The organism is Methylomonas rosea, assembly GCF_024505055.1.
Taxonomy (GTDB): domain Bacteria; phylum Pseudomonadota; class Gammaproteobacteria; order Methylococcales; family Methylomonadaceae; genus Methylomonas; species Methylomonas rosea.
The window spans coordinates 26,530-38,323 of sequence record NZ_JANIBL010000049.1 but is presented as its reverse complement, the minus strand read 5'-3'; the positions used below and the strand labels follow the sequence as shown (position 1 = coordinate 38,323).

Here is an 11,794-nt window from a genome sequence, read left to right as displayed (position 1 = left end):
AGCGCCAGCGGCGCAACCGCCCCAGCCTGGTCAGGCCCAGCAAGCAAGTCAGCAGCCACCCGCTCGGTCTCAAGCCCAAGCCGCGCCGAACGCAACTCAGCCGTTGGAAGGCTATGAGATGGAGGAGAAGAAAACCGCCAGCGAAAACGCCGAACAGCAGCCAACGCTGAGCTCGGCGCAAAGCTGGTGGTTGAGCTTGGCGATCTTATTGTTGTTTGCTGCGGGTTATCTGCGCGGCAGTTGGGAGCAGCGCAAGCAAAAAACCTAAGGGCAGCCCGAGAGGTCCTGGCTTCGTCGTTCCCGCGAAGGCGGGAGTCCAAGAAAACCTGAAGTCCGGATCCCCGCTTTTGCGGGAGCGACGGGGTTTTAGCACGTCGCCTCGATAGACGAAATACAAGGAGGCGGTCTGCTCTTGATGTAAGAAAAATTAAAAATTAATCCAACATAACCATGAAGCGCCGTTTTTGTTTAACGGTGGATTAAAGGAGGAAGTGACTTTGTCTCGATTACAAGTAATAACGCTGTTGGCCTTGAGCAATCTGGTCTACAGCAATCAAATCCTGGCGGAAGACGGCGACCAAACTGCCGCGGGGCAAACAGACACCGCAAAACCCGACAATCTGATAATGAATGACGACACGCTGGGTACTACGGTAGTGACCGCTACCCGCTCGGAAATGAGCACGGCCATGGCCCCTGCTAATGTCAGTGTCATCAACACCGAAAACACCGAAAACCGGCTGGTGCAAAGGTTGGGCGATGCATTAAAAGACATTCCCGGTATCTATTTGCGTGGTGGTGCCTACGGCACGCACTTTCCGGGTTCCAGTACCAGTTTTTCCAGTTTTCATGGTATCGGCGGCACCAACCGCTCGCTGTATCTGATGGATGGTTTGCCGGTAAATACGCCCAATAATGGCAATGTCGATTGGAACATCTTGAATATGGATGACGCGCAGCAGGTGGAATATGTGCCAGGGCCGTTTTCCGCGCTGTACGGTAGCGGTGCGATGGGCGGCGTGGTCAACATCATTTCCAAAGTCCCCACGAAGCGAGAAGGTCGATTAACGTTTGGCGCGGGCGGAGCAGCTGTCGATCAATGGGGCATCAAGGGGCGCTACCGTGATCGCTTTGCAAACGGCTTAGGTATTTCTTTAACGTTCAATCATATGGAGAGTGATAACTGGGCCGTATCGGACTATGTGACTGTGAATAGAGGCGGCGCCGCTTTAACAGGCGGCTCGATACCCGTCGCCGGCGCCATTCCGACCACCAGCAATTCTGGCACACCGCAATTCATTATCGGCGATAAGGGCCGGCGTCCGTGGGAACAGAACAACGCGTCATTACATCTTTACTACGATTTAAGTCCGCAGACCCAAATCGACGGCGGCATGGGTTGGAGCAGAGGCGAGACTAACGATAGCGGCAGCTATAACAGTTATCTGACCAGACTCGACGGCACACCTATCAATATCGGCAGTGGCAGTAGCAACCTCAATATTGGCGGCAGACGATATGCGGTAAGCGAAAACTCGTTTATGCATTTTCTGCCAGGTATTGAAGATACCCGGCGCTATTTCGCCCATCTGAAACACGATTTTGGCAACGATATAAAATTAAATGTCGATTTTCAGTATATGCAAACCGAAACATCCTCCACCAGTCCCGGTACGTCGGCAACGTTAAACGGTGGAACCGGCACTATAACGTTGACTCCCAGTAATCGCATCGACGGCAATGTCTCCTTACGTTTTCCGTTCCTATGGGAGGACAGAAATTTTGTCACCGCAGGCTTTGGTTCCAGTCAAACTACGTTGGAAGGACAGTCCCGATATAATCTCGGTAACTGGCGAAACGCCGATAGCACCACAAGTTTGACGGCATTGAGCAAAGGCGAATCCAGTATTTATTCGGCCTATCTGCAAGACGAATTGTGGCTAAGGAAAAATCTGATTGCTCATTTGGGGGTTCGCTACGACGATTGGTCGACATCGGGTTCGAACATGAATGCGTCGCCGGCATTCAATCGTAGCTATCCAGAGCATTCTATTGGGCAATTTAACCCCAAATTCAGTTTGACTTGGCTTCCCGCCGATGGTTATAAATTGTTCGCGTCAACCGGCTGGGCGTTTCGGCCGCCCACTAACTTCGAGCTTTACGGCAGCACCATATCCTCCGCGACTATCACCGAGCCCAATGCCAATCTTGAACCTGAAAAAATGTATTCGTGGGAAGTGGGCGGCGAGGCTAATCCTTTTGCGGGAACGACTATCGCAGCCAGTTATTTTCATCATTACATATCGGACCTCATCTACAATCGAACCGTTGGGATCAGTTTAAACAACCAAATATTGGCTGAAAAACAGAATGCCGGCAAAGCCGAAGTTGAGGGGGTTGAAGTAAAACTCAGGCAGCGCTTGTATTGGGACTGGCTGCATTTTAATGGCACGTACACCCTGAACGATTCGATTATTACCGAAAATACTGCAAACCCCGCTATCGTCGGTAAGCAGATGCAACAACTGCCGCAGACTATGTTCAGTGGCGGTTTGGACATTAAATACGATCAATGGGCGGGAGGTATTATCGGCCGTTATGTCAGCCAGCCGACTTTTAACGACTTAAACGCCGACTCGCTGACTGGCCGGCCAGGCAGCTACGATCCTTATTTCCTGGTCGATACGCGTATCGCCTATCAAGCGACCAAAAATATCGATCTGTCGTTTTCAGTAAACAACTTGTTGGACCGGGAATATTCGGTGTTTTACCAACAGGCCGGCCGCACCGTTTATGGGGAAATTTCTTACAGTTTTTAGGGGGCTATTGCTTTGTTGATTGTCAGTTCTCGGATATTCGCAAGTTGCTGAATATTCGGAAGCAAGGCTATTAGCGACTCGAGTGCTTGTCTAGCGTGCACAGTTCACAAAAATTGGCGATGTAAGCGTTGGTTTTGTCATCTTCATCTGTTCTTAATCTGTTCCTAATCAAGGCTTAAACATTGCCTTCTAAAATCGATCCATAAGATGAATTAATCTCTACAGAAGGTGTTTTTATGTTCAGAGTGACAAGTATTGTTGCAATTGGTCTGCTGGTTTCGCCGTTAGCCATGGCTGATGGACACGGGCGTGGGCATCACAAACATCACCACCATGATCGTCATGTCGAGGTCGAGCGGGTGTATGTGCCGGGGCGGGTTGTGCAATATGTCCCTGCGCCACCGCCCGCGCCGCGTTACAACAGTTACGACCAACGATCCACTCAGGGCTTGGTAGGTGGCGCGTTAGGCAGTGTGGCGGGTTACGAGATGAGTAAGGGCGATCCGTTGGGAGCCGGCATCGGTGCCGCCGCGGGCGCTTGGATCGGCAATGGTATGAGTCGTTAAATAATGACAGCCAATTTATTAACCTGCTCTGAATTTTTGGATAGCTCATGCGACAGGAGGACAAAATGAGAATAAAAAATGGTAAAAAATATCAACAAGAGCAATACAGTAGAGTGGAAAAGTTATTGAATGTATTGTTGTTTTTTGTCGTTGTCTACTATAGCTACTATGTGTTGTCTTTTTCCCAAATGGGGGCTTGATATCACTGGCAGTAGCGGTTTATTGTCAATTTGCGTTCCTGTTATACAGTCCGGATAACTAAACGCTGGATCGATCAAAACCCTGCAAGTCGCAAGACTTGCAGGGTTTTTTATTGCCCGCTTTTCGACTATATCGAAGATGGATCTAAAAAATTGTAGATCCGAAAAAAGCTGCCCGTCGATCAGTTCTTGATGAAACAGATTTTCCGGAGATTCGACGCTAGACCTTGAATGTGGTGGTAGAGCTTAGTTTATTGATTACCTGCTCAAGCCGTTGACAATGCTGGACCCAGCTGATAGCTTTGCTGTCTGGCACTCACCAATATCGAGTGCTAACGGAATTTGGGGGATGACGTGGCTGGCGGACAAGATTTAAACGAAAGATCGCTGTATTTATTAAAAACCTTGGTTGAACGTTATATCCAGGACGGCCAGCCTGTTGGTTCGCGATTGTTGTCTAAAGATCCGCAACTAAAGCTTAGTCCGGCCAGTATTCGCAATGTGATGGCGGATCTGGAAGAAATGGGCTTGATCCATTCCCCGCACACCTCCGCTGGCCGAGTGCCGACCGTGAGTGGCTACCGTTTGTTCGTCGACAGTTTGTTAACGGTCAAGCCTTTGGCATCCAGCGAGTTGGATCAACTGCAACATGGCTTGAAAGGCGAGGCGGATAAAGCCAGTGATGTGTTGAGCAAGGCCTCTAAATTGCTGTCGGACGTGACGCGGATGGCCGGCGTGGTGACTTTGCCGCGCCGGGAAAGCGTGACATTGCGGCACATCGAATTCCTGCCTATGTCCAATACGCGGGTGTTGGTGATTTTCGTCACCGATGACCAAGAAGTGCATAACAAAATTATCCACACCCACAAGCAGTTTAGCCCCGCCGAATTACAGCAGGCTGCCAACTATTTGAATTCGGTTTACTCCGGTCGTAGCCTGGCGAAAATTCGCGATCTTATTGTGCAGGAAATGGAGCAGGATCAGCGCCGGGTCAACCAAGGCATGATAGACGCGGTGAACATGGCACAGCTTACCTTTACCGAGCAACCCAACGACGATTATGTGTTGAGCGGCGAAACGAATTTAATGGGCTTTTCCGAGTTGTCGGATATGGAGCGTCTTAAACAGTTGTTCGAAGCGTTCAGCCAAAAGCGCGGCGTGATTCATCTACTGGATCAGTGTTTACAGGCCGAGGGCGTGCAGATTTTTATCGGTGAAGAGTCCGGCTATAGCGCATTCGATCACTGTAGCCTGGTGACTGCGCCGTATTCGGTAAATGACGAAGTGGTAGGGGTGTTGGGCGTGATAGGACCGACCCGCATGGCTTACGAGAAAGTCATTCCGTTTGTGGACGTGACGGCAAAATTATTGGGCGCGGCCTTGAATCCCAAATAAATGGCCCTATCGTTAGGCCAACCTAAGAATTTAGAACCATGGAGTAAGTAATGAGTCATCAGCAATCTAGCCACGAACCACAATCGGATAGCGATTTGATCGCCGAAGTCTTGGAACAAACCAAGCCTATCGACGCCGAAGAACAAGCTAACGAAGCGTCTGGCACTGACGCCGCAGTCACTGTGGAAGCCTTGCAGGAACAATTGGAACAAGCCCAACAACAGGCCGCCGCCAATCTGGATAAAGCCATCCGCACCATGGCTGAGATGGAAAATTTAAAAAAACGTGTGCAAAAAGACTTGGACGACGAACGCAAATACGGTCTGGCGAAATTTGCGAAAGAATTGCTGAGTGTTCTGGATAGCCTGGAATTAGGCCTGCAAGCGGCAACCGGCGATAGCCCGGAAATAGTGAAATTGCGCGAAGGCAGCGAATTGACCATCAAACAATTTGAGTCTGTATTTGCCAAGTTTAATATCGAAACTGTCGATCCGCTTGGTCAACCCTTCAATCCCGAATTGCATCAAGCTATGGTCATGCAACCCAGTGCCACCGCGCAGCCTAATTCCGTATTGAATGTCTTCCAAAAAGGTTATGTGTTGAATGGCCGATTGCTGCGTCCTGCCATGGTAGTTGTGGCCAAAGCCGACGACAAACCGGCTGATAGCGCAAAAATCGATGAGCAGGCTTGAAATTAATACGATCAACCGCATATCGCTAACAACTTTTTAATTTATTACCAATTCAAGTCTGGAGAATATCAATGGGCAAAATGATCGGCATCGATTTAGGAACCACTAACTCCTGCGTCGCAGTACTGGAAAACGGCACCGCGCGGGTTATCGAAAACAGCGAAGGCGCGCGTACCACGCCTTCCATCATCGCTTTTACCGGCGACAACGAAGTATTGGTCGGTCAATCGGCTAAACGTCAGGCGGTGACCAACCCTGAAAATACCTTGTTCGCGATCAAACGTTTGATCGGCCGTCGCTTTAAAGAAGACGCGGTACAAAAAGACATCAAAATGGTGCCTTATAAAATCATGGAAGCCAACAACGGCGATGCATGGGTGGAATGCCACGGTAAAAAGATGGCGCCACCGGAAGTCTCATCACGCGTGTTGATGAAACTAAAAAAAGACGCCGAGGCGTTTTTGGGCGAAGAAGTTACCGAAGCGGTCATCACCGTGCCGGCGTATTTCAACGACTCGCAACGTCAGGCCACCAAAGACGCCGGCCGGATCGCCGGTCTGGACGTGAAACGCATCATCAACGAGCCGACCGCGGCGGCGTTGGCATTCGGTATGGACAAACCCAAAGGTGACACCACCATCGCGGTTTATGACCTGGGTGGCGGTACTTTCGATATTTCCATTATCGAAATCGCCGAAATCGAAGGCGAACACCAATTCGAAGTATTGGCCACCAACGGCGATACTTTCCTGGGCGGAGAAGACTTTGACTTGCGTATCATCGACTTTTTGGCCGGCGAGTTCAAAAAAGACAGCGGCATTGATTTGCACAATGATCCTTTGGCCTTGCAACGTCTGAAAGAAGCGGCGGAAAAAGCCAAAATCGAATTGTCGTCAGCTGAACAAACCGACATCAATCTGCCGTATATCACAGCCGATGCGTCCGGCCCGAAACACTTGAACGTGAAACTGACCCGCGCCAAACTGGAATCGCTGGTTGACGAACTGATCGAGAGAACCAAAGGCCCTTGCTTGCAAGCGATTAAAGATGCTGGTATCTCAACGTCTAAGATCAACGATGTGATTTTGGTGGGCGGTCAAACCCGGATGCCGAAAGTGCAAGCGTTCGTGAAAGAATTGTTCGGCAAAGAGCCGCGCAAAGACGTTAACCCTGACGAAGCGGTAGCGTTGGGTGCGGCGATTCAAGCCGGCGTATTGGGCGGTGACGTTAAGGACGTGCTGCTATTGGATGTGACTCCGCTGTCATTGGGTATCGAAACCCTGGGCGGCGTAATGACCAAGTTGATCGAGAAAAACACGACGATTCCGACTAATGCTTCACAAACCTTCTCGACTGCGGACGATAACCAAACCGCCGTGACCGTGCATGTGTTGCAAGGTGAACGGGAAGTGGCTGCTGGCAATAAATCCTTAGGTCGTTTTGACTTGCAGGACATTCCGCCCGCACCTCGCGGCATTCCGCAAATCGAAGTGTCGTTCGACATCGATGCCAACGGTATCTTGAACGTGTCGGCTAAAGACAAAGCCACCGGCAAAAAACAATCCATTGTGATTAAAGCCTCCAGTGGTTTGTCGGATGAAGAAGTCGAACGCATGGTGAGAGACGCTGAATTACATGCCGACGAAGACCGCAAACTGAAAGAACTGGTGTCGGCGCGGAACACGGCGGAAGGCATGATTCACGCCACCGAGAAGTCTTTGAAAGAATTGGGTGATCAAGTAGGCAGCGACGAAAAATCGGCTATCGAATCGGCGGTCAAAGACCTGCAAGCGGTACTGAAATCCGACGATAAAGAGGCAATTGAAGCTAAAACCCACTCCTTGACCGAGTTATCCGGCAAATTAGCCGAGCGCGTTTACGCACAAAAAGGCGCGGAAGGCGGTGCTGAGGCCGGGCATGCGGCTGGCGCGGCGGAAGCTGCCGCCGAGCATGATCACAATGTTGTCGACGCCGAATTTGAAGAAGTTAAGGACGACAAGAAATAATGCGTAGGGCGGATGGTGGATGGTGAGAGCTGTCCGCCTTTTACGTGTTAAGGAGCGGAATTTGGCATCTGAATCATTTGGATTTTTGAACTGCTCAGAATCCATAAGTTTTGCGGGTGGTTGTCTTGAGCTTAAAGAATCTTTTAGTGATGACTTAGATAGGCTAAATACGTACGCTCATAAAGATGGCTATATTTATCCTCCCCTCGCAGAAGAGTCAGTTAAATCATTAGAGGATGAAGAGGATCAGTGGCGACCTGTCCCGCAGACAAAAAGACCCGCCCAAATGTTTTACTTGCCACCTTCACACACTTTGTATATTGAAAACCCATTGGATAGCGGAAATATAAGGCATGAAGATGCCGGTTTCTTAATCCACTTGTTGGCCTATTTATTCGAAACTAGGCTTCAATTTGATGGTTGGCGATTTGAGGGAAGGATTTTATTTGATTATAAGAGAAACTATTTGGCAGTTGATCGGAGTGCTCGAATAGATTTTTTATCATTAGCGTACGAGTTTTGGAAGGCTCTTAATAAGAAACAAAGAAAGGCTATTACAAATATTTTGTTTATATATGGCAAAGCCAAATGTTGTGAATGGGAGTGGGAGTCTTTCATGTATCAGTATATGGTTTTTGATGCCATCTATAACTTTAATAATGAGCGATCAAGATTTGAATCAACGGAGAAGTGCAACACTTGTGGCAAAGGTGGTGGTGTAACGCATAAGGAGAGGTTCGGTAAGTTGATTGAAAAATTTGGCATTGAATCTTCTCCTGAACGGGTAGAGCAGATTTATAAAACTAGAAATGAGCTTTCTCATGAAGCGTTATGGTGTGGAGGTTCTCCTGGCCTTGAGAAAAAGGATGGAGAATCTCATTTACTTGTTAAGTGCTTAGATCGTTTAAACTCCCAGCTTATAGCTGCGAATTTGGGGTACTGCAATACGTATTCAAAGTCCGGTAGTTGGCATAAGTTAGATTCAAGTGGTGAGTGGTTTGATGCAGTCGTTACTCCATAGGTTATTTTGTTCGTAGGCTGGGTTGATAAACCCCGCGTAATAAATTTATAGATGAAAAGCGAATAGTCGGCTATGCCAAAACTCTACTGTACGAGGTTGAAATGAATAATATCGTCAATATTTGTAGCCCGCGTAGGTCCGATTAGCGATAGCGTAATCGGACGCACGTTTTGAATAAAAACATTCCTCCGATTACGCTATCGCTAATCGGAGCTACCTTGATTTAATATTGGTTGGCATAAATCGATTCGATGAGAAAGTATTTACACGAGGCTGAAATGAACCGAAGTATTAGTATTTTTAGTCGCACCGCGTACCTTTTTGTTTTTGCGAGGTAGATATGCAAACTGCTGTTACGGAAGTCAAAGAATTATTGAATAGGCTGCCTGAAGAAAGCAGTTATGAAGATATTCAATACCATTTGTATGTCATCGCTGAAATTCAGCAAGGACTCGCTAGGGCAGAAACCGAAGGGACTGTTTCCCACGAGGAAGTCGAAAAATAATTCGATCGCGTATTTGGTTGAGTACATACTTCCAAGGTGTTTTTTGAGGTAAGAATAATGGATAGCACGGTAATCGAACGCGAAGCTCTTAATCTTCCTGCGGCGGAACGCGCCAAACTTGCTCATAATTTATTGTTAAGCTTAGAAAACCTCTCCGATGCTGAATTGCATGAAGCTTGGCTGGATGAAGCTCAACGACGCGCCGATGAAATAGATCAAGGTTCGGTCGAATTAATTTCTGCGGAGGAAGTCAGCGCTAAAGCGCGGTTATTGTTGAAATGAATTATCGATTTCACCCCGGCGCTCAGCATGAACATTTGGAAATTATCGGTTTTTACGAATCAAGGCAGCCAGGTTTGGGTGCCGCTTATTTGGCGGAGTTTGAGAGTTTTATGATTAGCGTTGCCAATATGCCGGGACGTTATCGAGTTGAGCGAAAACCTAACATCCGGGCGGTTTCTCTGCTTAAATTTCCTTATCGAATTATCTTTAGGGATAATCATGCCGGCGTACAAGTTTTGGCGGTTTCACATAAAAAACGAAGGCCCGATTACTGGTTAGGCCGGTTATAACTGAATATATCAACACTGAATAATAATACCGAAGACATTTAAATGGCCGCAAAAGAAGACTTTTACAAACTGCTGGAACTGGATCGCAACGCGAGCGAAGCCGAGATTAAGAAGAGCTATCGCAAGATGGCGATGAAATTTCATCCCGACAGAAATAACGATAATCCGGAGGAAGCGGAGAAGAAATTCAAGTTGGTCAAGGAAGCTTACGAGGTTCTGTCCGACCCTAAAAAACGCGCGGCCTACGATCAATTCGGTCATGCCGGTGTTGACTCCTCAATGGGCGGCGGTCGTGGTGGCTTTAGCGGGGCGGAGAACTTTAGCGATATCTTCGGCGATGTGTTCGGGGATATTTTCGGTGGTGGTCGGCAACAGCGCAGCAGCGTGCAACGCGGCGCCGATTTGCGTTACAACCTCGAGTTGACCCTGGAAGAAGCGGTTGGCGGCACCGAAGCGACCGTGAAAGTGCCGGTTTTGGTGGCTTGCACCGAGTGTAACGGTAGCGGTGCCAAAAAAGGCAGTAGCCCTGTTACCTGCAACACCTGTCATGGTCATGGCCAGGTCAGGATGCAACAAGGCTTTTTCTCGGTGCAACAAACCTGTCCGACCTGTCGCGGTACCGGCAAGCAAATCAAGGATCCTTGCCCGAAATGCTACGGACAAGGCCGAGTCCAGGAAACCAAAACACTAAATGTCAAAGTGCCGGCCGGTGTCGATACCGGTGACCGTATCCGCTTGGCCGGAGAAGGGGAAGCGGGTGCGAACGGCGGACCAGCCGGGGATTTATACGTACAAGTGCAGGTCAAGGATCACCCGATCTTTACCCGTGATGGTGCGAATTTGTATTGCGAAGTGCCGATTAGTTTTACAACCGCTTGTTTGGGCGGCGAACTTGAAGTTCCCACACTGGACGGCAAAGTTATGCTGAAAATTCCACCGGAAACCCAAACCGGGCGGATGTTCCGTCTGCGTGGGAAGGGTGTGAAACCGGTTAGAGGCGGTGCAGTCGGCGACTTGTTATGCAAGGTGCAACTGGAAACCCCGGTACATCTGACCAAAGAACAGAAAGCCATGATCGAGAAGTTGGGCGAATCCTTGTCCGGCGGCGGCAAACACCACAGCCCGCAAGAGCACAGCTGGATGGATGGCGTTAAAAACTTCTTCGATAAATTAACAGGGTAAATCATGGTGCGGATTGCGGTTGTAGGTGCTTCCGGGCGGATGGGTTTATGTCTGCTGAAAGCCGCGCTGGCGGCGGAAAACGCCGAGTTAACGGTAGCGGTATCCCGCCCGGATAGTTTGGCAATAGGCAAGGATGCCGGCGAGTTGGCCGGCATCGCGGCGGCCGGCATTAAAGTCGGCGACGACTTGGCGGCACTAACTGATAGGTTTGACGTGTTGATCGACTTTACCCGGCCTGATGCGTCTATGAGTTATATCGAGATCTGTCGGCAAGCCGGCAAGAAAGTAGTGATCGGCACTACCGGTTACAGCGATGCGCAAAAAGCCGCGATTGCCGAGGCTGCCCAGGATGTGGCGATAGTCATCGCGCCGAACTTCAGCGTCGGCGTCAATCTGTCCTTAAAGTTGCTGGAAATGACGGCTAAGGTAATGGGCGACTATACCGACATCGAAGTGATAGAAGCTCACCACCGCCACAAAGTCGACGCGCCGTCCGGTACTGCGTTGCGGATGGGCGAAGTGGTTGCCGCCGCGTTGGGACGCGATTTAAAAGATTGCGCCATTTACGGACGGGAAGGCGACACAGGTGCCCGTGACCGCAAAACTATCGGCTTTTCCACCATTCGCGCCGGCGATATAGTCGGCGAGCACACCGTGATGTTTGCCGACGAAGGTGAACGGGTGGAAATAACCCACAAAGCCACCAGCCGGATGACCTTCGCCAACGGTGCGGTAAGGGCCGCAATTTGGCTCGCGGACAAGCAAAACGGCCTGTTCGATATGCAGGACGTGTTAGGGCTAAAAAGCTGAGCAGCGCTTAAACCCAGTCCGCAGGC

11 protein-coding genes and 1 pseudogene are annotated in these 11,794 nt (G+C 49.5%); all 12 read left to right on the top strand.

Annotation, left to right across the window (positions count from 1 at the left end; genetic code table 11):
- Positions 1-268 (top strand): annotated as a pseudogene (locus NP589_RS15265) (hypothetical protein); the annotation flags it as partial.
- Between the two features lie 229 nt (positions 269-497).
- Positions 498-2,819 carry a TonB-dependent receptor gene (locus tag NP589_RS15260; RefSeq protein ID WP_256607766.1) on the top strand — a complete coding sequence of 774 codons (2,322 nt, stop codon included), beginning with the start codon at positions 498-500 and terminating at the stop codon, positions 2,817-2,819.
- A 236-nt stretch (positions 2,820-3,055) separates the two neighbouring features.
- A complete protein-coding gene (locus NP589_RS15255; protein WP_064007598.1) occupies positions 3,056-3,385 on the top strand; it encodes a glycine zipper 2TM domain-containing protein in 330 nt (109 codons plus the stop codon).
- A gap of 554 nt (positions 3,386-3,939) precedes the next feature.
- The gene (gene hrcA, locus NP589_RS15250) at positions 3,940-4,980 is read left to right on the top strand and encodes a heat-inducible transcriptional repressor HrcA (RefSeq protein ID WP_256607765.1); all 1,041 of its coding nucleotides are present in this window, start codon (positions 3,940-3,942) and stop codon (positions 4,978-4,980) included.
- 50 nt (positions 4,981-5,030) lie between these two features.
- Positions 5,031-5,672, top strand: coding sequence for a nucleotide exchange factor GrpE (grpE, locus tag NP589_RS15245; RefSeq protein WP_256607764.1), 642 nt, complete (start codon positions 5,031-5,033; stop codon positions 5,670-5,672).
- A 71-nt stretch (positions 5,673-5,743) separates the two neighbouring features.
- A complete protein-coding gene (dnaK, locus tag NP589_RS15240) occupies positions 5,744-7,678 on the top strand; it encodes a molecular chaperone DnaK (RefSeq protein ID WP_256607763.1) in 1,935 nt (644 codons plus the stop codon).
- A 61-nt stretch (positions 7,679-7,739) separates the two neighbouring features.
- Positions 7,740-8,699 (top strand): hypothetical protein, encoded by a 960-nt coding sequence (locus NP589_RS15235; RefSeq protein WP_256607762.1) that lies wholly within the window; start codon positions 7,740-7,742, stop codon positions 8,697-8,699.
- Positions 8,700-9,039: 340 nt separating this feature from the next.
- Entirely contained in the window at positions 9,040-9,204 is a 165-nt protein-coding gene (locus NP589_RS15230) for a hypothetical protein (RefSeq protein WP_256607761.1), read from the top strand.
- Between the two features lie 57 nt (positions 9,205-9,261).
- Positions 9,262-9,486: an addiction module protein gene (locus tag NP589_RS15225; protein ID WP_256607760.1), complete on the top strand. Its 225-nt coding sequence runs from the start codon at positions 9,262-9,264 to the stop codon at positions 9,484-9,486.
- Positions 9,483-9,776 (top strand): type II toxin-antitoxin system RelE/ParE family toxin, encoded by a 294-nt coding sequence (locus NP589_RS21765; RefSeq protein ID WP_371929676.1) that lies wholly within the window; start codon positions 9,483-9,485, stop codon positions 9,774-9,776. Before NP589_RS15225 ends, NP589_RS21765 begins: the two co-directional genes overlap by 4 nt.
- A gap of 42 nt (positions 9,777-9,818) precedes the next feature.
- On the top strand, positions 9,819-10,958 hold the full coding sequence (gene dnaJ, locus NP589_RS15220) for a molecular chaperone DnaJ (RefSeq protein WP_256607759.1): 1,140 nt from the start codon (positions 9,819-9,821) through the stop codon (positions 10,956-10,958).
- Positions 10,959-10,961: 3 nt separating this feature from the next.
- Positions 10,962-11,768 (top strand): 4-hydroxy-tetrahydrodipicolinate reductase, encoded by an 807-nt coding sequence (gene dapB / locus NP589_RS15215; protein ID WP_256607758.1) that lies wholly within the window; start codon positions 10,962-10,964, stop codon positions 11,766-11,768.
- Positions 11,769-11,794: the final 26 nt, after the last annotated feature.